This window comes from Oceanobacillus alkalisoli (genome assembly GCF_021556485.1).
Taxonomy (GTDB): Bacteria; Bacillota; Bacilli; order Bacillales; family Amphibacillaceae; genus Oceanobacillus; species Oceanobacillus alkalisoli.
Window position 1 is genome coordinate 1 of record NZ_JAKGBW010000014.1, and the last position, 26,222, is coordinate 26,222.

A 26,222-nucleotide genomic window follows, 5' to 3' on the forward strand; every position below is an offset into this window, starting at 1 on the left:
TTTCATTTCTAAATCTAGCGGCAAAACAACTTGATTCATGTTATAATGTTTAAACATAAGGACACCTCTTTTGTGATGAATTATTGCTGTGGTAACTTTAATTTTATCAAAAGGTGTCCTTTTTGTTTTTGTTGAGTAAAATAAGAGTAAATAGAAAATCGCTTCACGCTTTTTGCGCGAAGCGATTTTCTATTTACTGGGGTTTTGTCCCAGCCTCTTGTCATGCCTTTTTTTAAGCCATCGAAGACATTATGAGAATTTAACAGAGTCGAGGTGATTATTTTGTCTTATTTCATTCTTTCACTCAATCGCTATGGGGACAGGCACCTTGCTCGGTTTTAAAGCCGGAGAAGGTGCCTGTCCCCAAATTCTTAAATTAATTCATTATTTTTTTCGTTTCTTCCAAAGCATTTCCCAGGAATTTAGCGAGCTCGAGCATGCCATATTTTTCAGCTTTAGCTTCAGCATCTGAATTGTAATTGGTGTTGGTATTTACATCATACGTATAAACTTCACCATTTACATCTCGAATAAATTCAATTCCGGCAACATCAATTCCGCTATCCTTGAGGAATGCTTCATAACGGCTAATTTGTTCCTTATCTATTTCACTTTCATTTAAAATCTCAAACATCGGAGCCTCCCCAGATTCCTCACCGACCGGGCAATACAAATCATCAATACGGCATGCATCTGCAGGACATAACTCAAATCCTTCAGAAGTGTCTACTTTCACCGCATAGACGAATTTTCCTCCAACGAATTCCGCTCGTGTGATGAATGGCTCAGGTGCCTGAATGTACTGCTGAATAAGTGTAATTCCGTCAACAGGTTCTTCAAAATCCGGGCCATTTATATACTCTTCAAGTCCCTCAATGGAATAGAATAACTGAACACCTAAGCCCTTGCCAGCTCGATTATGTTTTGTAATAAATGGTATATTCCCTAACCTTTTCGCTGCTTCGATAATATTTTCCCTACCAACTGCACCAATAGTCTTTGGCGTTTGAATCCCATTTCTTTCTAAAGCGGTGTATTGATTTACTTTACTTATTTCGAGATTCAATGCGCGTGATCCGTTAAACACTGTACGACCATACAGTTCAAGCCAGGATAAAACACCACCAGCAAGCTCCGGTGCAAAACGGTGATTCCTCGTGTGGGAGGATGCACTCATCCGATTATAAAAAACGCCTTCAGGTGGTTCTGCTGTTAGATCAACGATTCCCTGATCAAGATGCCATGTTTCGAATGGCAGTTCCAATTCATCCAAACGTTTTGTTAAATGATTTGTCCATTCATCATTTTCATGTAAAATATAAATTTTTGACATCATACATTCCCCTTCACTTGGTTAATTTTTTTAATACATTTGCCAGTAAAAGTGTTCTCTCTGTTAAAGAAGGGATATATAGAAACTCAGATTCAGAATGCGCTCCTCCTCCGTTAGGGCCCATACCATCAACCGTTGGTACACCAAGATGACTGGTCAGGTTTCCGTCAGAGCCACCACCGCTTTTTTCATGTTTTAACGTAAGGCCCAGCTTGTCGCCTTCTTCCACAATCTTCTCGATGAGTTTCTCCGCTTCTTCTGTTAATTCCCACGCAGGTCTTGTAATCTTACCTGTTAACTCGAGTGTCGTTCCAGGCACATCGGATCTACTAGTAACTACTTTAATAGCCTGGTCAATGGCAATTCCCTGTTCTTCCGTATCAATCCGAACGTCTATTGCAGCTTCAGCAAATGGTGCAATAGTGTTTACAGAAGTACCACCTTTAATTACTCCCACGTTCACATACAAGCCTTCCTCATGTCTTGCCAGCTGATGGAGCTGCAAAATTTTCCCTGCCAGTTCTTCAATCGCACTGATTCCACTCTCCGGATTCATTCCAGCATGTGCAGCTATCCCAGTCACCTTCAGGAAGTATTTTCCCCCGCCTTTTCTTCGGCTGACGAGATTACCTTTTTGAGCGGGTTCTAAGATTAAAGAATACTTTTTATCTTTAGCAACTTCTTCAATTAATGGACGCGAACCGACTGATCCAATTTCCTCATCACTGTTTAAGATAAGTACTATATCTTTATATGCCTCTTCTTCACTTTCAATTAAAGCTTTTATTGCATAATATGTCGTCACGTGACTACCCTTCATATCAATTACACCTGGACCATATGCATAGTCACCCTCTGTTTTAAATGGGCGTTTAGTAACCCGCCCATTTTCAGTCCAGAAGGAAACATTTAATTGCTTCATATCGAGTAGTTTCTTCTCGCTATTCATGCTCTTTTCCTCCCTCCAACCTTTATCGATTTTCTTTTTCTCTTTGTATTCATTATTTTCGGGTCTAAAGCATCTCTTAATCCGTCACCTACTGTATTTAAACCAAGTACAAGCAGAATAATCGTTATACCAGGAAATACGGTCATCCACCAAGCATTATAAATGACGTTCTTTCCATCAAATAAAATGTTCCCCAGACTTGGGTTTGGTGCAGGAATTCCAGCTCCTAGGAAGCTTAATGCTGCTTCTGTAATAATTGCAACTGCAAATACAAAGGTCAAAAGTAAAACGGGAGCGGATCGAACTAGAGGGAGAGGTACCGTCTCCTCTTGATGCACCACAGGGCTGTGTATTCCATACCAGCGTGGAATTTACACTTGAACTGATCCAAACGTACGATGCGGAAGTTGAAAAAGGAAATATGTCTTTAGAAGATGCCCAGGAAAATGTGAAGGAAATTGTTTTAGGTGAAAAAAAATACGGATGGAACACGTTCTATAAATGCAAATATTGACCTTGGGGAAAACGGATACATATTTGCAAATACGAGCGATGGGCTTTCCGTTGCTAACCCAGCCAACGAGGGTGATAATTCTTGGGAACTTGTAGATTCGGAAGGAAGCAAGTTTGTACAGGAGTATATCGATAAAGGAATGAATGGTGGAGGTTTTACATTCTATGAATATCCGCTCCCTAATAATGAAAATCAAATAGCGGAAAAGGTTGTATACTCCAGTTATTTTCCAGAATGGGATTGGGTTGTAAGTGCTGGTACATATATGAATGACTTTAATCAGTCCGCTAATGAAATACTAAAGGCCATATTAATTACAAGTGTTCTTGCATTACTCGCAGGAATTACGATGACTTGGTTCTTTGTCAACCGGATAACCAAACCGCTTCTACTAGCGACTGAAAGAATGGATGAGCTAGCGCAGAGGGATTTAAGTCTGGATCCTATTAAAGTGAATTCAACCGATGAAACAAAAATATTAGTCGACTCAGTCAATCGATTGCAATCTGATTTCAGAAAAGTGCTAGAGAATATTTCGGACACCTCCAACATCGTTGCCAGCAACAGTGAAGAGTTAGCCCAATCAGCGAATGAAGTCATGACAGGAACCGAACAAGTCTCTGCTACGATGCAGGAATTGGCCTCCGGATCAGAAACACAGGCAGATCGTGTGAGTGAACTAGCATCTGCTATGAATTCTTTTACAACGAAAGTCATGGATGCAAATGAAAAGGGAGAAGCGGTCGATGGGCATTCGAAGCATGTGCTGCATTTGACGAATGAGGGAAATCAGCTGATGGAGAACTCCGTAGCACAAATGGAGAAAATCGATCAAATCATTCAAGATGGCGTTCAAAAGATACAGCATTTAGATGAACAAGCGAAAGAGATCTCGAAATTGGTAACCGTTATTAACAATGTTGCGGATCAAACGAATTTACTCGCATTAAATGCTGCCATTGAAGCAGCAAGAGCTGGTGAGCATGGGAAAGGATTTGCTGTTGTTGCAGATGAAGTTGGAAAGCTTGCGGAACAAGTCTCCATATCGGTATTGGATGTAACAGCTATCGCAGACGCTATCCAGAACGAATCAAAAATCGTGACGGAATCACTGCAAGGTGGATACAAAGAAGTGATGGCAGGTACAAGTCAAATCGAAACAACGAGAGAAAAACTGGAAAGCATCAAGGATGCCACCAGAGATGTAGTAGGGCATATAACACAGATAACAGAAAACCTTTCCGACATTACGGCAAACACCCAAGAAATGAACGGAACAATTGAAGAGATTGCTTCCATATCAGAAGAATCTGCAGCGGGAATTGAAGAAACCGCTGCATCCTCCCAGCAAACAAGCAGTTCAATGGAGGAAATAGCGGGAAGTTCCGAACAGCTGGCAAAAACTGCTGAGGAACTGAATGATATTGTACAACGATTTAAATTATAGAAGTATTGGATTATAGGGGATGAACGAGGGTTGAGTAATATTGCATTTATACATGATAACAGTTTGTATATGAAGGGAATCGTTCATATTCTGAACGAAGAGATACCAGAACATACCTTTCATTTATATAATTATAAAGAGGTACTTTCAGGGGAAACAAGGATTCATTATTACACGGATTTGTTAATTCTTGAATTAAACACTCAAACGAGTCAGGATGAAATCTATGAAAAATATCAAAACAGAAATATTAAAATGGCAGTTTGGACATTTTCAGAAGTCCATCGAGAACAAATCGCAGACTTAATGAAAAAAGGCATTGATGGTTATTATTATGGTGACCTTGACCTAAACCAATTCCAATCAGCCATTCTCGATATTTTAAAAGGGAATAAATATATTCATACGTATTTTTCATCTATGATTCTTCATGAATATGCACGGATAACGAATCAATCCGTGACGAGGCCTTCTGATTTACTGACCAATAGAGAATGGGAAGTTTTGGAGGGGATGTCCAAAGGCTGGCAAAATGAGGAAATCGCAAATCAATATAGCATTTCTGATAAGACAGTGAAAAATCATGTATCTTCCATTATAAAAAAATTGAAGGTGAAAAATCGGATGCACGCTGTACTTGCTGCAATACGAAATAATTGGGTGAGTGTGTAAGTTGCTGCTTTCTACACAAAAAATCGACAAAAGACGAAGAGGATCAACATGTGATTCTTTTCGTCTTTATGCTGTCTATGAGTTTTTGTTCTAGATAGGTCAGGTGATGGTTGTAATACCTAAGCTTTACAACTTTGCTTGGGGGAATACTGCGAAAACCCTCCTCTTACATGCAATAATTATTACCTCTTATTTTATAAAGTAAAACTTCAACCAGTGGGAGTTTTACGGACGGTTACACCGGGATAAAAACCAAATCAAAAAAAGTCTTGATTATTTTTGATATAACGCTTGGCTTGCTTCATCAGTTTCTTATACTTTCTCCTGCACGAATCATTTCTCTGCCGCATCAGACAGTGTACGAGGAATAAGCGAGCATAAAAAATGTAACATAATAAAACTAACAATCCCCACAACATTTGCCGCAACGTCTATTAATTCAGCACCACGTCCAAAAAACGGCTGCACGAATTCAATGACAAATCCATATAAAAATGCGAGTAAAAATACCATTCTCATATTTTTAATCACTTGCCGCAGCAGTGCTGCCAATGCAAAAAACAGGAAAAAATGACCCGCAAACTCGATATGGCTGAATTCTCCATGAAAGAAGTTGAGCCAGCTTGGTTCTTGGCTAAGCTGGAATTGCACATCACCTGCGAATACTGCAAAAGCGGGCGTGGAACACAGCAATACGAATATTACAATCAACCAAGTAAATACAATAAATAACATAGGCACTGCCCTTTCTTTTTCTATTGTATATCATAGTATTGCCGACTGACACAAGTTAAATAACCTTTGGGGCAATATAAAAGTCTAGTGGTAGGAATGAGTTATTTTGATAGTGTCTTGGTCCTTTACCTACGATAGGGGGCTAATTATAATATCTATTGGTTTGACCAATAACAAAACGGAAATCGGTAAGGAGCTATTGTTTGTCATGATGACTTCGACCACAGCTATACCCTCCATTTTAAACTTCATGCTTTGATATTTCACAGCAGTATCGACACCATTATATGACTTTAAGATCCAACTTCTATTTCCATTTTCCAATTGCAAATTTTTTACGTTTGGTCGGCTTCTCCAATAGTTTGTACTCTCCACGAAAACAAAAAGGGAGCTTGACTTTAACGCCCAGCTCCCTCTTCATCTTGATTTCAGTTATTTGATAGGAACGCATCCCTAGCCTTCAGCTAATCAATCCAAATTTAATATCTGCTGAGTTCGCAATCTCAGAAATTCAATCTTCCACCCGTTTTATTATCCTGGCAGGCACCCCGCCTACTACCAAATTATCCGGCACATCTTTCGTAACTATCGCACCTGAAGCGATGACAACATTATTCCCTATCGTTACGCCGGGGTTTATTATGGCATTTCCGCCAACCCATACATTATCTCCAATAGAGATTGGCTTGGCATATTCTTTTCCTGAATTACGTTCGGTTGGATCAAGTGGATGGGTTGCCGTGTAAATTTGCACACCAGGACCGAGCATACAATTATCTCCAAATCGTACTTCACAGACATCTAAAATGGTACAGTCAAAGTTTGCGAAGAAGTTATCTCCTACATATGTATTAAACCCATAGTCAAATCGGATATTTGGTTCCATATATACATTTTCTCCCACAGATCCAAGTAAATCCATTAATAATGGTGTGCGTTTTTCCTCTTCCGTTTCCAGAGTTTGATTATATATTCTAACCTTGCGCCTAGCTTCTTCACGTTTCTTTAATAAGACTGGGTCAGAAGGATTATAAACCTCCCCAGCTAACATCTTCTCCATTTCTGTTTTCATAAGAAAGTAGCACCTGTCTTTTTGAATTATGGCATTTTAAGAATTAAGAAATACTTACTTCTTCAATAGATGCTAAAGCTGTTAATGAACCTACTTTTGTACATACTTCCGCGCTGAGATAATTTGCAAAGCGGGTTACTTCTTTTAAATAGTCAAAATCAGAAACTGAAATCGCTTTTTCTTCGTTTAGCCTATTTGAAAACTGATAAAGTACTGCTCCAACAAAGGCATCCCCCGCACCGGTTGTATCAATTGCTTCTATACTTTTACTCGGAACAACTTCATATTTTTCTCCATTTGATATAATCGAGCCTTCTTCACCAATTGTAACAGCAACTATTTTTGCTCCGAATTGATGAAGTTTAGCTATTCCATTGGAAACTTCATCCTCATTTGTCAAAATAACTAATTCTTCATCACTTACTTTAATAAAGTCCGTATAAGCCAGGATTTCCCTTGACAATTCTATAAATTCGTTTTCATTTCCTTTCCATAAATCCTCTCGGAAGTTTGGATCAAATGAGATGAATTTCTTTTCATTATAAGCTCTTTTAATCAGGGAAAAATACGTCTCTCTTAGCGGTGCTTCCAGTAAAGCAGTGGCTGAACCAAAGTGAATGACCTTCGATTCCATTACATCGGTAAGGGAGAAATCTGTCATCCTAAGATTTTTATCCGCTCCACGATAAAATTGAAAGTCACGTTCGCCCCCCGTTACCAAGGAAACAAGTGCCATCGTGGTTGGTAGACTTTTATCTCTTACCACCATCGAAGTATCTACTTGGTAATCTTCCAACGTTTCGACTAAAAAATCACCAAAACTGTCATTTCCAACTTTTCCTATCATCGAGGCTTTTCCACCCAGTCTAGCAATCGTTGCAGAGACATTAGCGGGTGCACCACCTGCCATTTTTTTGAAGTTATCCCCATCTTTTAAACTTACATCTACATCGATACAATACATGTCTATTAATAGCTCTCCGATACAAGCTACATTAATTCCTGTCATTGTGCCACCTCATTTTATATGAAATAGAAGCCTATATATAATAGCGCTTCCTTTTTTTACGGATATCATATACCCGTTGTTCCATTCAGTAGTAATCATTTATGATACTTTTTCTACAATTGATTTTGCTTGGCTCAGCTCCCCCTTTTCATACGCTTAGATATTTCATCCTTCTTCACTAAAGGTAATCGATTACGTATGTACTACGATATACTAATAAGTTTAAAAATGTCAAATTCATTTCATGAAAGTCCAATTCTATTCAGCTCTCTCTTCCAGTATATTTTCCATGAATAATTTTGCTAAATGTTAGGCTTGTCTATCAAACCATTGTTTCATTTATTAAGTTGTCATTGACTTTTTCTTAAGAACCGTTTAACATATTATGTAATCGATTACGTAAACGATTACCTTTTATTTTACTATAAATAAGAAAATGGAGGGAAGACATGCATACTTATAAAAACAGTAAGTATTGGTTTTCATCAGGTTATTTATTCCTATTCTTTGTCACTTGGTCCATCTGGTGGTCCTTTTATGCAATTTGGCTAAATAACACCCTCGGTTTGAGTGGTACACAAGTTGGAACCATATACTCTTTAAATTCATTTTTCGCCTTGCTGTTCATGTTATTTTATGGGGTCATCCAAGACAAATTAGGAACGAAAAAGCATTTAGTATGGTTCCAAAGCATTGTTCTAGTTTTCATCGGACCTTTTCTCATCTATGTATATGAACCATTACTAATTTCTAACTTTTACATAGGTGCTATATTGGGTTCAATTTATCTAGGTCTAGGTTTCGTTGCGGGGGCCGGGTTTTTAGAATCATATACGGAAAAGATTAGTAGAAAATACAACTTTGAATTCGGTAAGGCAAGAATGTGGGGATCTTTAGGATACGCAGTCGCTGCATTTGGTGCTGGTACACTGCTAAGTATCAATCCACATCTTAACTTCTGGCTCGCTTCTGCTGCTGGAGTTCTGTTCTTTATATTAAACTGTTTCTTTAAGATAGATGTATCAGAAAAAGAAGAGAAAGAAACAAGTAATCTTTCAAAAGAAGACATCATGGGGCTTTTTAAAAATAAAGTATTTTGGTTTCTAGTTATTTTCTTATTTGGTACCGTCTGTATCTACACTGTATATGATCAGCAATTATTCCCTGTATATTTTGTAGAACTCTTTGCTGATCAGGCAACAGGTAACCAAGTTTATGGTTATTTGAATTCCATCCAAGTATTTGTGGAAGCGTTGTTTTTATTCCTTGCACCGTCTATTGTCAGTAAAGTCGGGGTGAAGCGATCCTTATTACTAGCTGGTGGGGTTATGTTCTTTCGCATCGTAGGTTCCGCCTATGTGTCAAGTGGAATTGGGATTTCATTTATGAAAATGCTTCATGCGGTTGAAGTTCCGCTTCTTTTGATTGCTTCATTTAAGTACATTGGCCTGCATTTTGATTCAAGATTATCCGCAACAGTGTATCTTGTTGGATTTAAAGTTTCGAGTGAGATTGGAGTTATTGTATTCTCAACACTTGTAGGTCGTTTATATGATCTGACAAGTTATGAAACCACTTTCTATGTATTAGGATCAATTGTCGCATTGTTTGTTATTACAGCAATGTTTACGCTCAGCAAGGATAAGAAGGCTATTTCAGGTAATAGAGAAACTGATTTGTATCATAATATAAGTTAGGAGAGATTTTATAATGAATAATCATGAGAGACAAATTGAGAAAGCAAATACATTTATAAAAGAAAATTCGAATCAAAAAGAAAGGGATTACCAACCTACTTATCATTTTACTGCTCCGGTTGGCTGGTTGAATGACCCAAATGGTTTAATTCAACATAAAGGTATCTATCATTTATTCTATCAATTTCATCCTTACTCGGCGGATTGGGGACCGATGCATTGGGGGCATGCAACCAGCAGTGATTTAGTTCATTGGGAACATCAACCCGTAGCACTTGCTCCTTCAGAGGACTATGATTTAGGTAATCCTGGCGAAGGGTATGGCTGCTTCTCCGGTAGCGCTGTAGTAAAAGACGGTGATTTATTCCTCTTATACACAGGACATATTGATAGCAAAAATCCAAAAGAAGTACAATGTCTAGCGACAACACAAGATGGAATACACTTTGAGAAACATCCTAATAATCCTATTATAGATAAACCACCGCATTCATTGAGTAATGATTTTCGTGATCCTAAGGTATGGTCATATGAAGATACATGGTATATGGTAGTTGGAACAAGTCACAATGGGGATGGTGCAGCAGCTTTATTTCAATCAGATGATTTAATAAACTGGGAGTATTGTGGCCCAGTTGCTAAAAGTGATGGTACTTTAGGGGATATGTGGGAGTGTCCTGACCTATTCCCCATCCAAAATAAACATGCGCTAATTTTCTCACCTATGAAAGATGAGGGGCATGGTAAAGCTCTGATTCAAGTCGGAGATATGGATTACGACACCAAACGTTTTACAAAAGATTATGATGTGGAAATTGATCAAGGATTTGATCTTTATGCACCTCAAACATTTCTTGATGAAAAAGGGCGTCGTATTTTAATTGCTTGGATGGATCATTGGGCCTCTAAATTCCCAACAAAAGAAGAAGGCTGGGCCGGGGCGATGACGATACCAAGAGAAATAAAATTAAACAATGAAGGTAACGTTCGGTTCCAACCAGTAGAAGAATTAAAGATGTTACGAGCAAAAGAAGAACAATATCATGAATTGAACTTTACGAAGTCGTTTTCACCTGAGACAAAAGGTCAGTCTATCGAAATCAAATCAAGTTTTGATCTTTCTACGACAAACAGTGAAACATTCGGATTAAAAGTTTTAAAATCGGATGACGGGGAAGAATTTACTGAAATAAAATACGATGCCAAGACAAGTAAAGTCACTGTTGATTTAAACAAGGCAGGACATGTTTCAGGTATTGCATCAGCAGAGGTAGAACCAAGTGAAGAATTGTTGCTTCATATTTATATTGACCGATGTTCCGTGGAATTATTTATTAACAATGGAGAAAAGGTTATTACAAACAGAGTATATCCAAAAAACACAAGTAATCAAATTGAGTTTTTCGGGGAAGAAAATGTAGCTGTGAAAGAACTCAATGTATGGGAACTAAAAAAGTAAATATTTAGTTGATAAGAGCAGACAGTCTATAACCTTGAACTGTCTGCTTTCTTTATGTGGATCCTCGTTCTATTAGCATGGGTTGTAAAACAACCTTTTTCATCTTTTTATCAGGAGATTGAATTCGTGAAAGAATCATATGAGCTGCCTCTATTCCCATTTCATATGCCGGCTGGTCCACTACGGTCAATGGAGGAGAAACAATTCTTGTCCATTTAAAATTATCGAATACAATGACAGCAATATCGTCCGGAATAGTTATCTTATTTTCAATAAAATAATAGATGATTCCTGTAGCTACCTCATTGTTCGCTATAAATATAGCGTCTAAATCATGTAATAGGAGTTGAGCAGCCATTTCATAACCGCTTTCATATGTAGGTTCTCCAATAAATACAATATTTTCTACATCAGGTTCATCTTTTTGAGCATCTTGATATCCAGCTAATCGTTGTTTTGCTGTACTTATCGTTAAATTCGCACCAGCGTAACCAATGCGTTTATAACCCTTTTTCTTTAAGTATTTTATTGCATCATAGACGCCTTGATAGGAATCAATAGATACGGAATCTCGTTGGTTTTCTTCTGGTATTCGATCAATTAAAACAAGAGGATGATCCTTAAGAATATGTTTCTCAAGTGTTTGATACTCACTGTAAGTAGATGCAAGAATAATGCCATCCGTAATTTGGTCATTTAATAGTTGTAACTGTTCTATTTCTTGCTCTAAATCTTCCTTGGAATTACTAATAATTAAGTGATAACCGTATTCTCTAAGGGTCTCTTCTATTCCTTCTGCAATGGACATAAAAAAGCTCTTTGACGTATCTTCTTTTCGGAATGGAATGATAAGACCGATTGTGTATGTTTTTGCACTTCTTAAACTACGAGCTGCATGATTTGGACGATAATTTAATTCCTCCATTGCCTGTAAAACCCGTACAGTTGTCTCCTCCGACACATACCTGGTTTTATTAATTACATGAGAAACAGTAGCAGTTGAGACACCTGCCGCTCGTGCAACATCCTTAATTTTAGGCTGAGACAACGAATGCTCACCCCTTTCTGGTAGCCATTTTCGTATTTTTGTCTAGCAAAGATGATATAATTATTATATCATATTAATGAATTTCATAATACGTATTTAATGCTTCACCATCACCATATGTAGTTGAGTTGGTTTGTTCCCAACTACATATGGTGATGGAAAAGCCGACTTTGGTAATTATGAAATTCATTCATATATAAGAAATTTTCTTCTATAATGAATCCATTTCAGAAAAGCAATAACACTATTTCTAGAACGCTCGATTCACTTAGCTTTGTTAACAGTCGCGAATAGAAGTTTTGACTAACTGTACACGTCCATTTTATTCCTTTAAATTTCACCGTCATTCATCTATCAAGAACTACAAGCAATTTCCCAAAAATATAGGACACTCCCACCATATCCTTCATTATCAAAACAACACGTATCCAACTCAAAAACACGATCCACCCCATTGACTGAATCCTTTCTAGACCCATCCTTATTTCAAAAGCAATTTACTCCGAGTCTCCCGATCTCCTTCTCTATCGCTCAGCACGTTTCACTACTTCTCATCCAGGGAAAAAGCTAAACAAAGATAATGAAAAGGAGTTGGTACCATGAACATGTATAGTGTCGTTCCGAATCCGAAAGCAACAGGATGGTTGGTCAAACTGGAGGATGTGGCACCAGAAGAACAATACAACTCTGAGGAAGAAGCAATGGAGGCAGCAGAAAAATTAGCCAAAGAAAATAGACCGAGCACCATCCAAATTCTAAACATGGAACATGATATAGTAGATGAAATAACCTTCCAATAACGAAGGAGTGGCACTTCACAATCAAATGGAAGTGCCACTTTTTTTATCATTTTCTGAGTTGAAGTCATACAAGTCATCACTTTCTATTTATCCGTCTGATCACTTATAAATAATTCATCAATATTGTAGCGATGGAAAAGTAAATCATCAATCCGATAATATCATTAATCGTCGTTATAAATGGACCGGAAGCAATAGCAGGATCAAATTTTAATTTATTAAGAACTAATGGGAAAATTAATCCGACAACTGCCGATATACTTAATGTAACAAGAATGGATAGTCCAACCACTACGCCTAGCATGATGTTCCCATAAAAGAGAAGGATCAAGATGGTAATGAGCATCATACAAATCAATCCGATTAAAAAGCCGGTTGAAAATTCTTTCCTCATCATGCGCCACAAATCTTTCATATCAATTGTTCCGAGTGCAAGTCCTCTAACAGAAACTGCCAGGGATTGCGTGCCGAACTGCTTAGTAAGATATAACCTCTATTTATCATTAAGAAAACAGGCCGCTCGCTCATTTTATTATAATCAAGGTATGAAGAATAAGAAATTAAGGTGTAATCGATTTAGATTATCCCATAACAGCAATAATCCCTGCGCCACTAAAAATAAAACTTGCAGATATTAAAACTTTTGGGGTTATTACTTCTTCACTTGCTAAAAATAACTTGCTTAATACAACACACAATACAGGTTCAATAGCTACAATTGCAGCAACATAAGCGACCTGTATAAACCAAAGTGAAATAAAGAAAAACAATAAGGCAAAACTAGTTGCTATTCCAGCAACTAAGTAATATTTATTTTGCAATAAAATTATCTCTTTTACGGATGAGATCAAAGATTTATTTTTAGCTTCAATAAAGAAAAAACCTAATAATGCAACGGAGGCCCCAATAAAAGCACCAGCAAATGGATCATTAAAATGAAAGAGGGCTTGCTTTCTGACACCCTGGCCTATTCCAAAACCTATTGCGCCTAACAAGGTAATGAGTGCGCCCCATCGATTTATGCTTTCAGTTGACTTTTTAAATATCTCTGTATCGTGGGTCATTAAGCCAAGTAATATTAAGCCTAATCCTAACCATGGCCATCCTCCAATTGTTTCTTTCAAAATTAATAGCGCGAAAAGCAAAGTAAAAATAGGGGCTGAATTCTTGATAACCGAAGCTTTTGCAGAACCAATTTTCCTAATGCCTAAAAAATGCATACTCCGTCCAATCAATGTTGTCGATAAACCAGCAAGTATAAACAATAGAAAGCCCGTAACGTTAATGGGATCGGGATGGTGTTCGACCATCCGATAAATGATCAATACCAATCCCAATATAGCCACATTAACAAAAGCAGTGTTAAATGTTCCATTATTGTTCTTGGAGAACTTCATTCCCCTTTTTATTAAAATATTACTTACTGCATAAAGGAATGCTGTCATAAAAGCAAAAACAAATCCCATTTGTATGCCCCCTCTATGCTATCCAACCCCATACTTAAGTGAGGAGTACACTAATTCGATAATTACCAAGGGTACTAGCTTTTTCAAAGGCCTTCTGAATATTATCCAATGGGACTTTTTCTTCGATCAATGGTGATATATTTATGATTCTTTCATTTAACAATCGCCCTGCATGATAAAAGTCTGCTATATCTGCACCATATGTGCCTATCAATTCTATTTTTCGATAATGAATTATGTTCGAATCGATTTCCAGTTTGGGATTTGGGTATCCCGCCGCAAAAAATGATATACGTCCTTCGTATTGTTTTACCATCTCAAGAGCCTGTTGATTCGCTATTGTAACCCCCACAGCAACAATAACCGCGTCGACACCCTTTCCATTCGTTAATTCTTTTATGGATTTTACAGGATTATTTTTACTAGCATCAATAACTTCAAATCCCATAGAACGGGCTATTGCAATTTTTTTTTGCATTATTTCAGTTATTATCACCTGTGCTCCATATGCCCGGGCAATAAGTGCGTTGAGTAAACCCATGGTTCCCGCACCGATAACCACAACTTTCTCCATAGGGGTGACTCTTAACTTTCTTATTCCCTTTACTACTGTTGCTGCTGGTTCTAAAAAGCCCGCTTCACTTGCTGATAAATTTGGATTCATTTTCACTAGAAATTTTTCGTCCCTTACAGAGTAATTAGAAAAACCGAAGTTTCCATAATACCCATCACTTGAGGGTATTTTATTCATTGTCTTTTTCTTTTGTTCGCAATCGCTAGTAAATCCTAATAGACATTGCTCACATCTACCACAAAAGCTGTGTGTAACTGCTACATAATCGCCAATTTGTAAATCCTCACGAACTTTTTGGCCTCTTTTAACAATAACTCCGGAAACTTCGTGGCCGCCAGCCATCGGATAGGGTTGATGTTCCCTTAATCCCAACCATTGTCCGTAATCCGTTGTACAAATATTGCATGCCTGTTGTTGAATAACTAGCTCATATTCTCCAAAGTTAGGTAAGGCGCGAGTATGAACTTCAGCGTTCTTGACTTTTGTTAATACAGCAAACTTCATTTCATCTGACATATTTATCTTCTCTCCTTAAATTTATCTTCTTTAAATCATACTTTATTGGCAGAGCCAAATAATTTCATGTAATACTTGAGCGCTGTTTTATAACCTTTCATAGATTCTTGCGAAGCTTCTCGTATATTTAGCTTCATAACCCCTTCCGAAAATTCATCATCATTATCTCCATCAATATTATCTGGTACTTCTTTTGCTACATAGCTTTTTAATTGCTCCATTCCTTCTTTATTGAGATCTGTAAATAAGTTAATCTTTTGGATTCCAAGGGCAATGGCTCTTTGAAGATTGATATCACCAGTACCAGATCCGCCATGAAGTACTAACGGAATATTGACATTTCTTTCTATAGTTTCTATTAAATCAAACTCAAGATAAGGTTCCCCCTTGTAATTACCATGTGAGGTCCCTACTGCCACAGCTAGACAATCAATATTTGTTTTCTTCACAAAGTCTGCTGCTTGATCTGGATTGGTAAGACCTTTATCTCGTGTTTCATTATAATTCAACCCAACACCGACGTGTCCCAATTCTGCTTCAACGGATACTCCAACGGCATGCGCTATTTTGGTAATTTCTGTTACCTGATCTACATTATCTTTGTAGGGCAATGTTGATCTATCTACCATGACTGATGTGAATCCAGAACGAATTGCCCGTATAGCAGCCTCAAAAGTATCTCCATGATCTAGATTGAGAGCTGCACTAACGTCTCTATATTTGCTAGCAAAGAAGTGAGCAATTGCACTCACTTCTTCAATACCATGAGCTGGTGCACAGTCCAATATAATTGGTGCATTTAATTCTCTAGCTGCCTGAAACGCAGCCTCAACTGACTCCAAATTAAAAACATTTGGTGCAGCTATCCCATATCTTCTCTTTTTTGCGTCATCCAGTAAGTCTTTCATCGGTATAAGCATGATCATACTCCCTTATTATTAGTTTGCTGATTTACTAAAACATACTAGATTGCTAGAATAAACCGATATATGAACCTGCTAAACTAAGGATGAGAATAGATAATAAAATGATGGTGAAGTTTTGTCCCCTCTTTTTCAGGTACCAGTATATGGAAAATGTAACTAGTAATGGTAAGATACCTGGTGCGATACTGTCTAATAACGCCTGGACTTTTAATGGTTCTCCGCCTTCAATGTTAATTGTAAGGGGGATATCCAATTTAACAAAGCTAGCTGCTAAAGCCCCCATCATGAATAAACCGAGAATGCTAGCACCTGTAATTAATTCTTTTACCCACCCACTTTGTAAGATGGATTTTACTGATTCTTTCCCTACAGAATAGCCAAAGTTCCATAAATAGTAACCCTCTATAACTGTTACTATTGTAAATAGGAAGGGAATGAAGGCACCAAAGACACTTCCAGTTGCACCGAAAGAACAAGCTAATGCAAAAATTATTGGTTTTAATGTTCCCCAGTCAATCGTATCTCCAATTCCTGCAAATGGCCCCATCAAACCTGTTTTGATTCCAGTAATTGCATTTTCTGGGATTTTTCCATTGTTTGCTTTTTGTTCTTCCATAGCAATGGTTATCCCATGAATAAGACTTCCCCAAGTGCCCTGTGAGTTGAAAAAGTTCAAATGCCTTGTCAACGCTTGACTTAATTCTTCTTTAGTTCGATAGAGCTTACGTAAGATTGGAGAAAGGCTTGCACAAAAAGCAACTGATTGCATTCGTTCATATGAATTCGAAATTTCGCATATGAGCCACCAAAGAATAAAGGATTTATTAATGTCCCTTTTAGTTAGCCTAATGCCAGTTTCATTCGTTTTATCCATTTCATTAGTAACTCCTATGGATTCATTTGTCATGTTGTAGTCCCAGCTCCTTTCTCTTTTTTCATAAGCACAACTAGCAGAGCAATACAAGTTCCAAATATAGCAGCAGCCATCACATCAATTGCAAAATATTGGACTACAAAAAACCCTATAATGAAGAAAGGAATAAGATTAGCTCTTCCAATAACAAACACGGTTATTGCAAAACCAAGTGCGGGTAAAACCCCACCTACTACGCTCAGACCATGAAGAATCCATTCAGGCATTGTATCGATAAACCGTTCTACCACTGAAGCCCCATACAAATTTGCTATAAACACGGGTGGAAATCTAAGGAAAAAGGTCAATATCAAAGGATATAGTACTGCACAATACCAAATACCTTTTATATTGGCATCTAATGCATGCTTATCTGCCCTGTGGGCAAATCCCGCATTAATTGTTCGCCTAATCTGATCAAGGAATACCCCAAGTACACCGAAAGGAACAGCCAAAGTTACTGCCATAGCTGGATCCATCCCACTTTGTACTGCAATAGGGATTGCGATTACACCTGCAAAACCCTCATCTGCTGGCAAATTTGAGCCAGCGGCAACCATACCTATATAAAGTATATTAATAGCCGCACCAATCTTCATCGCACTTGATAAATCCCCCATAATTAAACCAATGGGAAGTGCCATAACGATAGGCTGGCGTAATACCGCTTGAAAGGTGTAACCTAGCTTTCCCATAGCTAACCAGTGTAATAAAGCGGTAAAAGTTGCTAGTCCAATGGACATAATGAGCCCCCCTAGAAATTAAATTTTTTAATTGCATTTTCTAGCTTTACTTTTTGTTCTTCGGGGATGATATGGAGGTAAATATCAGAACCTCCTTCTTCCATTTCCTGTAATTGTTCGACATCTTTCTTGTCAAATGAAACTGCCCTCAAAACTGTCACCCTCCCTGGCGCACTTGCCAATCCACCAATTTGCAAATATTGTATAGGGAAACCCTGTTTATAGCAGTTATAACAACTTTCAACATCTTTAAAGAGCAGCAATATATTTCCCACACCTAATTCATTTTCTTTCCATAATTGTGTTGCTTCATTGACGCTGAGTATTTCAATTGAAATTCCTGTAGGTGCTGCCGCAACATAGATGTCCGCCATAAAATCGTCTTCCGATAAATCATCATCGATAATTACAATCCGATTGGCACCCGCCACCTTCAGCCACTTAGTAATTACCTGCCCATGAATTAAACGAGTGTCTATCCGAATTAATTTTATATTTGCCATTCCAACAACCCCTTTCTTAAACAATTATTTATTAACTTTATTAAATGACTGAATTTCATAATTACCAAAGTCGGCTTTCCCATCACCATATGTAGTTGGGAACGAACCAACTCAAGTACATATGGTGATGGTGATGCATTAAATACGTATTATGAAATTCATTAAAATAATTCTTGACGAACATTTTTAATTCCTTCAATCCCTGCCTTGCAGCACCCATTCGTTACCTCCTGGAGGTTGCTATTTCCCCTTAAACTGAGTGCTTCGATCAGCATAGGCAAATTGACACCTGTAAGGCATTCCATATTACGTTGTTTCATATTTGCTGCCGTTACATTAAACGGACTTCCACCATATAAATCGGTTAACACTAAAACCCCCTCTCCGGTATCTAATTTTGTGGCTTCTAATTCAACTTCCTTTTTCAATAAATGAATATCGTCATCCGCATTTAAATTTAACGCATTTACACTAACCTGCTTCCCGACAATCAATTCAGCTGAATTGAGAAGCTCTGTGCTAAACTTGCCATGGGTAACAATTAAAATACCTATCATGCCAAATTCCCTCCCCTTTCTAAACTGAATGAATTTCATAATTACCGAAGTCGGCTTTCCCATCACCATATGTAGTTGGGAACGAACCAACTCAACTACATATGGTGATGGTGAAGCATTAAGTACGTATTATGAAATTCATTAAACTTTTAAAGAAATAAACTTCTCCTCGAGAAAATTCGCAATTCCCTGATGTCCACCTTCCCTACCAAAACCACTCTGTTTTATCCCACCAAAGGGCGCTTGTGCTACGGCGGGGGAAGAATCATTTAAACCAATGATCCCAAATTGTAATGCCTCTGCTGTTCGAACAGCTTTCTCCATATTTGAGGTATAGACGTAGGCAGCTAGGCCATAGTCAGTATTATTAGCTTCAGCTATCACATCCTCTATATTGTTAAAATGAATGATTGGTGCAACAGGACCGAAAGTCTCTTCAGACATAATTAGCATATCGTTTGTTACACCAGTTAAAACTGTTGGCTCAAAGTAGTAGCCTTTCTTTTTAAAACAACGTTCTCCACCTTGTATAATAGTGGCACCCTTTTCAACAGAATCTTTAACGTGACTACTGACTTTATTTAAAGCGCTTTCATTCACGAGTGGACCAATTTCTATACCCTCATCTAGACCACTTCCTATGCTTAACTGTTTAATCCGAGACACAAATAATTCTGTGAACTCTTGCTTTACTTTTTCATGTACATAAATACGATTAGCACAAATACAGGTTTGACCTACATTGCGATATTTACTCTCAATTGCTCCTTCGACTGCTTTCTGAATATCTGCATCCTCAAAAACAATAAATGGCGCATGCCCTCCCAGCTCAAGTGATAACTTTTTCAATTGCTGCGCAGATTTCTTAACTAGAATCCTTCCCACACGAGTTGAACCAGTAAATGAAACCTTTTTAACAATCGGGTTTTCAAAAATTTCATCTGAAATTGACTCGGGCATACCAGTTACAATGTTAATGACACCTTGTGGGAACTTCGCCAATTCTACTAATTTAGCAAAGGCTAATGCCGTTAAGGACCCTTGTTCCGCTGGCTTTAAGATTGTTGCACAACCAGCCGCCAAAGCAGGGGCTAGCTTTCTTGTTAACATGGAAAGCGGAAAGTTCCACGGTGTAATAGCGGCCACAACCCCAATAGGTTGCTTAATTACAAAAAGACGTTTGTTCGAGCTAGATGCTGGGATTGTTTCACCATAAATACGTCGGCCTTCTTCAGCATACCAAGTAAGGAAACTTGATGCCTGTTGAACTTCACCCAGCGCCTGGCCTTTTACTTTGCCCATTTCCAAGCTTATAATGGATGCTAATTCCTGTTCATATTTGAGTAAAAGATCCCGCAGTTTCAATAAAAAACTTCCACGTTCATTTGCTGTTAATCCTGACCATTTTGGAAAGGCGTTAGCGGCTGCTTCAATCGCTTCGTTTGCGTCTGAACGACTTGCATTTGGAACTTTTGCCAATAATTCTTCATTAGATGGGTTTATAATTTCAATCGTTGAACAATCCTCAGCTTTCTTCCACTCTCCATTAATAAAGCATCTTAAGTCATCTAAATTAATAAGCGATAATTCTTTTAAAGCATTTTCTACTTTCATATTAAAAACCCCCATTTTTTTCTTTTTCAATTATTTTTGATTAGCTATTGATAAGTCTATTAGCAGTTGGGTCATCGATAATTAACGCATTAATCACTTCAGATAATAAAGCTGAGTGTATAGCATTTGATTTCTTTATCCCACCTGCAATAGCCATTACCATGGGTGCTTGCTTTATTTTTTCAAATTCAATACCTATTAATCTCTCCATAAAATCCGTTTGCACGAACTCTCCATCCTTATCTAAAAAATGTCCGCCAACTTCGGCAACTACCCCTTTATCTTTCAACTTCTTTATTTCAATTTCTCTTGAAATATGTGGTAAAGTCAATAAAGATGTACACACTGTACCTATACCAAGCACCATAATATCTGCTTTTCCAGCTTGCTTTAGCAGTACCTCTGCACTTTTATCTTTCATAACTGCTGATTTGGTATCTGGCGAACTAACAAAAGTAGGAAAAGGGACTTGTAGGTAAGAGCCTCCTAGTTGTTTTGCTAATTTTTCTGCATGGGTATTTCCGGTATAGTGGTAATCCGATTGACTTACACCACCATTGATAGGGACAACCATAACAGGAATATGCGTGTTAAATACATCAGCTGTGACCATGCCATTAATTGTACTGCCACCAGTAATTCCGACGATATTTTCTTTCCTAACTATTTTTTGTAAAAATAGAGCAGCATGCAACCCTAATTTTGACTTCAAAGCAATGTTAGACGGAAATGGGCCTGGAACAACCTTGACGAAAGTTAATCCGTATTCTGTTCTTATCCTCTCCTCAAGTTCACTTAGCGGAGCAAATGGATCGCGAATTCTAATTTCTACAAAACCCTTTTCTAAAGCTTTGTTCAGTAAGGTGCTCACTTTTGCAGCACTTAATCCTAATTCATTACTAATATGACGTTGAAGCCAGCCTTCTTGATAATGTAAATGTGCTATTTTGATCATTAACTGTAACTCATCTTGTTTAATTAGGTCATTTTCTAACTTCAAAGTTCCAATCCTCCATTTGTTTTATACTACAAAAGTTTTAACCCCCAAAATTAAAATTGTAGGTTATTAGAGTATATTGCTTTTCTTCACTATTATGACCTTTTATCAAAAAAGCATAAAATTTCCCCAGCTATATTCACCCTTTATTTTCAGCTGTACAAGATAACAGGGGCATTACAGGGTTAAAATTAAAATAAAAAAATCGATAAAACTGTTTGTTAGATAAAAAAAACAGCCTTACCGATCAATGTATTATTATATTCATCAATTAAACTAACCTACTAAAAGTTGGGCTTTACTAAAGTTAATTTGTTTCAGATTAGCCGAAGCTAACATCATAAAAAAGTTGTTTACATGCCCGTGATCCCAAATAGATTCAATTAGATAAGTAACCATTAAGTATTGATCTAATAGCTTTTTACTTACGTACCAAATTTGCGCAGCATTAGCCACAACGATATAAGAGTTTAAATTCAGTTCTTCAATATACTGATAACAATATGATATTGACCTACCAGTACATAACACGATTTCCACATCTTTATTTATTAATTTTTGCATGACACTTTTTGTATAAGCAGTAACGGAATAATTATCATTCAAGAGTAAGCCATCCATATCAAATACAACTAATTTGATAGACATCTAAGTTTCCCTCTAATCTTGATTAAATACATATCTATTTTGCCCAACTTTTAGGCCTAATAATGAACTACATAATCCTAAAAAAATAAGAATTAATAAAGGTATTTTCCATTCAAAAGTAATGTCGTGTATCAGTCCTATAATCATTGGACCAAATGCCGCTAAAGTATAACCAATAGTTTGTGCCATTCCAGACAAAGAAGTAGCCTGGTTAGAGTCTCTTGACCGAATAGATAGGAATAATAAAGCTAATGTAAAGTTACCATTTATTGAAAAACCGATCAGAGCGGATGAAATAAAGTATACAACTTTACCGTTATATGCCAATAGCAGTAGTAATCCTAAAATTAAAAAAGCATTTAAAATAACTACTAACCAAGCTTGGCTCTTTAACTTATTTGCAATTAATGGTATTAGCAAACTAGCAGGTATCCCTATTAACTGTAAGTAAGATAATAAAAATCCGGAAGTTGTTTTATCTAATCCAAAACTGATAAATATTTCTGGTAGCCAGGAAATGATAATATAAAATAATAGAGAATGACATCCCATAAAAAAGGCAATTTTCCAGGCAAGGGGGGATTTCCAAATATTAGTGGCCTTTTCAGAAACTGATTGATTCTTAATAGACTGCTTAGATTTCGATATAATAATAAAACTCAAGTATATTAATGCAATAATTGCGGGTATTACCCATATTAGGAGGGAAATTCTCCAACCTAGCCCTAAACTTTCAGCAATAGGAACGCTTAGAGCAGATGCACTTGTTGCAGAAATCCCCATAACAGTTGAATAAACTCCTGTCATTAACATTAATTTTGTTGGGAATTCCTGTTTTATTATTCCTGGTATAAGGACATTACAAATAGCTATTCCAACACCAATGAATAATGTTCCAAAAAGTAAAAGTATTACTGTTGATGTAGATCGAAGAATTATACCAATCGTTAAAGAAATTAAACCAAACATTATTATTCTTTCATTCTTAAATTTTCGCGCGAGTTGGGGCGTAACTGTCGACATGATAGCGAAAACCACTAACGGTAGGCTAGTTAACATAGCTATACTCCAGTTAGAAAAGCCTATTTCATTTCTAATAATACCAATAACAGGTCCCACAGCAGTAAGTGCTGGTCTTAAATTGATCGCTAATAAAATGACTCCTACTATTAATATTATTTGAGCTCTAGTATCTCCGCTTGTATTTCTTTGTGCTAAATGCTCATCCAAATAAAGTGTCCCCCTGATTAAGATAGTAATTGTTAAGATTTAACAACAATATAAATAGTGCTTACGATAAACTTGTCAAACTTACAGTATTTTGTTCAGCATAAGTATAAGGGTTGCTATGCGATTTCCATGCAACCCCTATAATAAAAAAGTATTTTATTCTGAGTACTAATAATTCGCATTAAATGATATATATTTTGTAATTAAGTACCCTTCTAGACCATACTTTCCACCTTCTTGACCAAGACCACTTTCCTTGATACCTCCAAATGGCGCTTGAATAACGAATGGAGAAGAATCATTTACTCCAATCATTCCATATTCAAGTTCTTCCGATACTCTAAAAGCCCTTCCCAGATCACTTGTATAACAATACCCTGCTAATCCATAATGTTTGTGATTAGCTTTCTCTATAATTTCCTCTTCAGTTTCAAAAGTGAATATTGGAACAACAGGCCCAAATGTTTCCTCAGTCGCTATTAGCATTTTTTCATTCGCCTCAGTAATAATCGTAGGCTGAATAAATTTGCCCCCAGTGTTATTAGCATATTGCTTTCCTCCACATATAATCTTACCTTTTTTATCTCGAACATCTTCTATTTGCTCCATTATTTTATCAAATGACTTTTGGTCAATAATAGGGCCAACGTCTACATCTTCATCTAATCCATTTCCAACCTTAAGTTTTGAAACTTTTTTAGTTAAAGCTTTTGTAAACTTTTCGGCAATGCCCGATTGTACATAAATTCTATTTGTACTTACACACGTTTGCCCAGAATTGCCGAATTTTGTATTTAATATCCCTTCCACCGCTATATTTACATCAGAGTCATCAAATACAATGAATGGGGCATGTCCTCCAAGTTCCATAGAAATTGCTTTTACTGTGTCAGCAGAATCTCTGAATAGTAACTTTCCTACGGCAGTAGAGCCGGTGAAGCTAATCTTACGAACATCCTCGCTCTTTGTCATTTCATTACCTATCTCCTGGGCACTTCCAATAACTAGATTAATCACCCCTTCTGGCAGACCCGCCTTATCGAAACATTCAAATACCTTAACAGCCGATAATGGGGTCGCCGATGCAGGTTTTAGTACCACTGTACACCCAGTTGCTAAAGCCGGTGCAATTTTTCTAGTAATCATTGAAAAAGGAAAATTCCATGGTGTAATAGCAGCGCACACTCCTATAGGTTGCCTCTTTACTATCAGATGTTTATTCTGACTAGAAGCGGGAAGAACGTCTCCATAAATTCTTTTTGCTTCTTCCGCATACCATTCAATGTATGCTATCCCACTTTCGACTTCATCTCTTGAATCTCCTATAGGTTTTCCATTTTCCTTAGTAATTAATTGAGCTATTTCTTCATGCTGTTCTCTTAATAATGTTACTACCTTTTCAAGGTAATACACCCTTTCTGGGAAAGTGGTTTTTTTCCAACTCTTGAATGCCTCTTTTGCACTTTCTATTGCTTCGATAGTCTCTGTTTTTCCAACGACTGGCACCTTTCCAATGATTTCATTAGTTGCTGGGTTTATCACCTCGAGTTGGGATGCTGTTTCAATCCATCTTCCATTTATATAAGCCATTTTATTCCTCCTCATATATTTGTTATCTCTATGTATTCACTTTTAAATCAATAAAGATAATCTGCTTTACAACTGCTCTACTTCTGATAATAGTAAATATGATTATATGGATAAACACGTCTACTATTATTAAATTTCAGATAGCGCTAATAAGATTACCTGAATTAAAAAATTCTATAAATTGGAGTGATTTTCACATACTAAAGCCTTTGCCGATCAGCATTCTTTGATAAATAAGAAAAGGTCACATTCCTTATGGTTTATTAAGCATTACAAAGTAATATCTTGCATTTTCAATGTATAATTAAATAGATCACTTCGGAAAATACCTTCCTCATAGATTACTGGAACTTGTTGTGTATCAAAAGTAGTTCTCTCTATCGCTAATCCAGCAGTTGATTTTTCCACTCCTAAAAGTTTGGCGACTTTTGTTGGCATAATTGATGCATTAATAACGTGTATAGCACTATGAACTGTTCTCCCACAATCTTTTATCAATTGATATAAAGAATTAGGTATATTGTTTAAATCGGTATGTTCTACTATATTAAACGGTATATAGCCCCTTATATAAAGAATGGGTATTTTATTACCAGTTCGTATCCGTTCTATAAAAAGAACATCATCAGATGGGTTTAGATGTAGTTTTTCAGCTATTTCTTGATGTGGTTTTATTTTTTTAGCTTGTAATATTATGCTTCCAGGTTCCATCCCCTTTTCAGTTAATTCTTGACTCATACTTTTTAATCTCGGTAAATCAATAGCCACCTTAGGAACATCTATAGATACAAATGTTCCTTTTCCCGTAATTCTTATCAAATATTTTTGTCTAACTAACTCTTCTAATGCTTTACGAATCGTAGAACGACTCATTTGCGTTTCTCTTAACAGTAAACTTTCAGTGGCGAAAAAGCTTCCCTGCTCTAGATTTTTATCAATAATTACTTTATATAGAGCATCAAATAATTGTTGGTATAAAGGTAACGGATTATTACGATCAATATTTTTAACAGCCGTTCTTACTGCTTCTGGTAATTCTTTGCGGTCCTCTGAATAATTACTTTTTCCAATGTTATTAATCATTAATTTTATTTCCCTTTCCAAAATAATTACTATTTTTAAATATTCGATTTAAGACAAAAGAAGCTAACTAAATATAAATACGTTAAACACCCTCCCTCATAATCTTTTGTTAAATAATTTTTATCAA

General features: G+C 36.9%; 24 protein-coding genes and 2 pseudogenes. 5 read left to right on the top strand and 21 right to left on the bottom strand.

What is annotated here, in order from left to right; all coding sequences use genetic code 11:
* Nucleotides 1-376 precede the first annotated feature (376 nt).
* The 3 genes and pseudogenes from LZD48_RS13195 to LZD48_RS13205 form a co-directional block, all read right to left on the bottom strand.
* On the bottom strand, nucleotides 377-1,333 hold the full coding sequence (locus LZD48_RS13195; RefSeq protein ID WP_235763201.1) for an ATP-grasp domain-containing protein: 957 nt from the start codon (nucleotides 1,331-1,333) through the stop codon (nucleotides 377-379).
* A gap of 13 nt (nucleotides 1,334-1,346) precedes the next feature.
* Nucleotides 1,347-2,282, bottom strand: coding sequence for a M20 family metallopeptidase (locus LZD48_RS13200; protein WP_235763202.1), 936 nt, complete (start codon nucleotides 2,280-2,282; stop codon nucleotides 1,347-1,349).
* A pseudogene (locus LZD48_RS13205) lies at nucleotides 2,279-2,563 on the bottom strand (ABC transporter permease); the annotation flags it as partial. The pseudogene LZD48_RS13205 and the gene LZD48_RS13200, both read right to left, overlap by 4 nt.
* Nucleotides 2,564-2,749: 186 nt before the next feature.
* On the opposite strand from LZD48_RS13205, the gene LZD48_RS18930 reads away from it, so the two are divergent.
* A complete protein-coding gene (locus LZD48_RS18930) occupies nucleotides 2,750-4,243 on the top strand; it encodes a methyl-accepting chemotaxis protein (RefSeq protein WP_310739835.1) in 1,494 nt (497 codons plus the stop codon).
* Nucleotides 4,244-4,273: 30 nt separating this feature from the next.
* Nucleotides 4,274-4,915, top strand: coding sequence for a response regulator transcription factor (locus tag LZD48_RS13220; protein WP_235763203.1), 642 nt, complete (start codon nucleotides 4,274-4,276; stop codon nucleotides 4,913-4,915).
* A gap of 333 nt (nucleotides 4,916-5,248) precedes the next feature.
* On the opposite strand, the gene LZD48_RS13225 is transcribed toward LZD48_RS13220, so the two are convergent.
* The 3 genes from LZD48_RS13225 to LZD48_RS13235 all read right to left on the bottom strand — a co-directional run bounded on the left by LZD48_RS13225 (nucleotide 5,249) and on the right by LZD48_RS13235 (nucleotide 7,731).
* A complete protein-coding gene (locus LZD48_RS13225) occupies nucleotides 5,249-5,650 on the bottom strand; it encodes a VanZ family protein (RefSeq protein WP_235763204.1) in 402 nt (133 codons plus the stop codon).
* 511 nt (nucleotides 5,651-6,161) lie between these two features.
* Nucleotides 6,162-6,722, bottom strand: a complete 561-nt coding sequence (locus LZD48_RS13230) for a sugar O-acetyltransferase (protein ID WP_235763205.1) — start codon at nucleotides 6,720-6,722, stop codon at nucleotides 6,162-6,164.
* Nucleotides 6,723-6,765: 43 nt separating this feature from the next.
* The gene (locus LZD48_RS13235) at nucleotides 6,766-7,731 is read right to left on the bottom strand and encodes a carbohydrate kinase family protein (protein WP_235763206.1); all 966 of its coding nucleotides are present in this window, start codon (nucleotides 7,729-7,731) and stop codon (nucleotides 6,766-6,768) included.
* A gap of 449 nt (nucleotides 7,732-8,180) precedes the next feature.
* Here LZD48_RS13235 and LZD48_RS13240 point away from each other — a divergent pair, with 449 nt between their 5' ends.
* A complete protein-coding gene (locus LZD48_RS13240; RefSeq protein ID WP_235763207.1) occupies nucleotides 8,181-9,428 on the top strand; it encodes an MFS transporter in 1,248 nt (415 codons plus the stop codon).
* 13 nt (nucleotides 9,429-9,441) lie between these two features.
* The gene (locus LZD48_RS13245; RefSeq protein WP_235763208.1) at nucleotides 9,442-10,887 is read left to right on the top strand and encodes a glycoside hydrolase family 32 protein; all 1,446 of its coding nucleotides are present in this window, start codon (nucleotides 9,442-9,444) and stop codon (nucleotides 10,885-10,887) included.
* Between the two features lie 52 nt (nucleotides 10,888-10,939).
* On the opposite strand, the gene LZD48_RS13250 is transcribed toward LZD48_RS13245, so the two are convergent.
* Nucleotides 10,940-11,935 (bottom strand): LacI family DNA-binding transcriptional regulator, encoded by a 996-nt coding sequence (locus tag LZD48_RS13250; protein ID WP_235763209.1) that lies wholly within the window; start codon nucleotides 11,933-11,935, stop codon nucleotides 10,940-10,942.
* A gap of 599 nt (nucleotides 11,936-12,534) precedes the next feature.
* Between LZD48_RS13250 and LZD48_RS13255 the strand changes: the two genes are divergently transcribed.
* Nucleotides 12,535-12,735, top strand: a complete 201-nt coding sequence (locus LZD48_RS13255; RefSeq protein ID WP_235763210.1) for a DUF2188 domain-containing protein — start codon at nucleotides 12,535-12,537, stop codon at nucleotides 12,733-12,735.
* 103 nt (nucleotides 12,736-12,838) lie between these two features.
* Here LZD48_RS13255 and LZD48_RS13260 read toward each other — a convergent pair.
* The 14 genes and pseudogenes from LZD48_RS13260 to LZD48_RS13325 all read right to left on the bottom strand — a co-directional run.
* A pseudogene (locus tag LZD48_RS13260) lies at nucleotides 12,839-13,195 on the bottom strand (magnesium transporter); the annotation flags it as partial.
* A gap of 121 nt (nucleotides 13,196-13,316) precedes the next feature.
* A complete protein-coding gene (locus tag LZD48_RS13265; RefSeq protein ID WP_235763212.1) occupies nucleotides 13,317-14,201 on the bottom strand; it encodes an EamA family transporter in 885 nt (294 codons plus the stop codon).
* Between the two features lie 34 nt (nucleotides 14,202-14,235).
* On the bottom strand, nucleotides 14,236-15,291 hold the full coding sequence (locus tag LZD48_RS13270) for a zinc-dependent alcohol dehydrogenase (RefSeq protein WP_235763213.1): 1,056 nt from the start codon (nucleotides 15,289-15,291) through the stop codon (nucleotides 14,236-14,238).
* 35 nt (nucleotides 15,292-15,326) lie between these two features.
* Complete coding sequence (locus LZD48_RS13275) at nucleotides 15,327-16,211, bottom strand: class II fructose-bisphosphate aldolase (protein WP_235763214.1); 885 nt, start codon at nucleotides 16,209-16,211, stop codon at nucleotides 15,327-15,329.
* Between the two features lie 52 nt (nucleotides 16,212-16,263).
* Entirely contained in the window at nucleotides 16,264-17,091 is an 828-nt protein-coding gene (locus tag LZD48_RS13280; protein ID WP_235763215.1) for a PTS system mannose/fructose/sorbose family transporter subunit IID, read from the bottom strand.
* Between the two features lie 29 nt (nucleotides 17,092-17,120).
* Nucleotides 17,121-17,873, bottom strand: coding sequence for a PTS mannose/fructose/sorbose/N-acetylgalactosamine transporter subunit IIC (locus LZD48_RS13285; protein ID WP_235763216.1), 753 nt, complete (start codon nucleotides 17,871-17,873; stop codon nucleotides 17,121-17,123).
* An 11-nt stretch (nucleotides 17,874-17,884) separates the two neighbouring features.
* Nucleotides 17,885-18,376: a PTS sugar transporter subunit IIB gene (locus LZD48_RS13290; protein ID WP_235763217.1), complete on the bottom strand. Its 492-nt coding sequence runs from the start codon at nucleotides 18,374-18,376 to the stop codon at nucleotides 17,885-17,887.
* Between the two features lie 161 nt (nucleotides 18,377-18,537).
* The gene (locus LZD48_RS13295) at nucleotides 18,538-18,933 is read right to left on the bottom strand and encodes a PTS sugar transporter subunit IIA (protein WP_235763218.1); all 396 of its coding nucleotides are present in this window, start codon (nucleotides 18,931-18,933) and stop codon (nucleotides 18,538-18,540) included.
* Between the two features lie 141 nt (nucleotides 18,934-19,074).
* Nucleotides 19,075-20,547 (bottom strand): NAD-dependent succinate-semialdehyde dehydrogenase, encoded by a 1,473-nt coding sequence (locus LZD48_RS13300; protein WP_235763219.1) that lies wholly within the window; start codon nucleotides 20,545-20,547, stop codon nucleotides 19,075-19,077.
* 40 nt (nucleotides 20,548-20,587) lie between these two features.
* Nucleotides 20,588-21,547 (bottom strand): sugar-binding transcriptional regulator, encoded by a 960-nt coding sequence (locus LZD48_RS13305; RefSeq protein ID WP_235763220.1) that lies wholly within the window; start codon nucleotides 21,545-21,547, stop codon nucleotides 20,588-20,590.
* 273 nt (nucleotides 21,548-21,820) lie between these two features.
* Entirely contained in the window at nucleotides 21,821-22,192 is a 372-nt protein-coding gene (locus LZD48_RS13310) for an HAD family hydrolase (RefSeq protein ID WP_235763221.1), read from the bottom strand.
* 12 nt (nucleotides 22,193-22,204) lie between these two features.
* On the bottom strand, nucleotides 22,205-23,422 hold the full coding sequence (locus tag LZD48_RS13315) for a CynX/NimT family MFS transporter (protein ID WP_235763222.1): 1,218 nt from the start codon (nucleotides 23,420-23,422) through the stop codon (nucleotides 22,205-22,207).
* 168 nt (nucleotides 23,423-23,590) lie between these two features.
* Complete coding sequence (locus LZD48_RS13320) at nucleotides 23,591-25,012, bottom strand: NAD-dependent succinate-semialdehyde dehydrogenase (RefSeq protein ID WP_235763223.1); 1,422 nt, start codon at nucleotides 25,010-25,012, stop codon at nucleotides 23,591-23,593.
* Between the two features lie 270 nt (nucleotides 25,013-25,282).
* Entirely contained in the window at nucleotides 25,283-26,095 is an 813-nt protein-coding gene (locus LZD48_RS13325) for a GntR family transcriptional regulator (RefSeq protein ID WP_235763224.1), read from the bottom strand.
* Nucleotides 26,096-26,222: the final 127 nt, after the last annotated feature.

What these genes read in the sequence shown, in the direction of transcription:
- LZD48_RS13195 (WP_235763201.1), bottom strand. Translation starts at nt 1,333, where the DNA reads ATGTCAAAAATTTATATTTTACATGAAAATGATGAATGGACAAATCAT.
- LZD48_RS13200 (WP_235763202.1), bottom strand. Translation starts at nt 2,282, where the DNA reads ATGAATAGCGAGAAGAAACTACTCGATATGAAGCAATTAAATGTTTCC.
- LZD48_RS13225 (WP_235763204.1), bottom strand. Translation starts at nt 5,650, where the DNA reads ATGTTATTTATTGTATTTACTTGGTTGATTGTAATATTCGTATTGCTG.
- LZD48_RS13230 (WP_235763205.1), bottom strand. Translation starts at nt 6,722, where the DNA reads ATGAAAACAGAAATGGAGAAGATGTTAGCTGGGGAGGTTTATAATCCT.
- LZD48_RS13235 (WP_235763206.1), bottom strand. Translation starts at nt 7,731, where the DNA reads ATGACAGGAATTAATGTAGCTTGTATCGGAGAGCTATTAATAGACATG.
- LZD48_RS13240 (WP_235763207.1), top strand. Translation starts at nt 8,181, where the DNA reads ATGCATACTTATAAAAACAGTAAGTATTGGTTTTCATCAGGTTATTTA.
- LZD48_RS13245 (WP_235763208.1), top strand. Translation starts at nt 9,442, where the DNA reads ATGAATAATCATGAGAGACAAATTGAGAAAGCAAATACATTTATAAAA.
- LZD48_RS13255 (WP_235763210.1), top strand. Translation starts at nt 12,535, where the DNA reads ATGAACATGTATAGTGTCGTTCCGAATCCGAAAGCAACAGGATGGTTG.
- LZD48_RS13265 (WP_235763212.1), bottom strand. Translation starts at nt 14,201, where the DNA reads ATGGGATTTGTTTTTGCTTTTATGACAGCATTCCTTTATGCAGTAAGT.
- LZD48_RS13270 (WP_235763213.1), bottom strand. Translation starts at nt 15,291, where the DNA reads ATGTCAGATGAAATGAAGTTTGCTGTATTAACAAAAGTCAAGAACGCT.
- LZD48_RS13275 (WP_235763214.1), bottom strand. Translation starts at nt 16,211, where the DNA reads ATGCTTATACCGATGAAAGACTTACTGGATGACGCAAAAAAGAGAAGA.
- LZD48_RS13280 (WP_235763215.1), bottom strand. Translation starts at nt 17,091, where the DNA reads ATGGATAAAACGAATGAAACTGGCATTAGGCTAACTAAAAGGGACATT.
- LZD48_RS13285 (WP_235763216.1), bottom strand. Translation starts at nt 17,873, where the DNA reads ATGTCCATTGGACTAGCAACTTTTACCGCTTTATTACACTGGTTAGCT.
- LZD48_RS13290 (WP_235763217.1), bottom strand. Translation starts at nt 18,376, where the DNA reads ATGGCAAATATAAAATTAATTCGGATAGACACTCGTTTAATTCATGGG.
- LZD48_RS13295 (WP_235763218.1), bottom strand. Translation starts at nt 18,933, where the DNA reads ATGATAGGTATTTTAATTGTTACCCATGGCAAGTTTAGCACAGAGCTT.
- LZD48_RS13300 (WP_235763219.1), bottom strand. Translation starts at nt 20,547, where the DNA reads ATGAAAGTAGAAAATGCTTTAAAAGAATTATCGCTTATTAATTTAGAT.
- LZD48_RS13310 (WP_235763221.1), bottom strand. Translation starts at nt 22,192, where the DNA reads ATGTCTATCAAATTAGTTGTATTTGATATGGATGGCTTACTCTTGAAT.
- LZD48_RS13320 (WP_235763223.1), bottom strand. Translation starts at nt 25,012, where the DNA reads ATGGCTTATATAAATGGAAGATGGATTGAAACAGCATCCCAACTCGAG.
- LZD48_RS13325 (WP_235763224.1), bottom strand. Translation starts at nt 26,095, where the DNA reads ATGATTAATAACATTGGAAAAAGTAATTATTCAGAGGACCGCAAAGAA.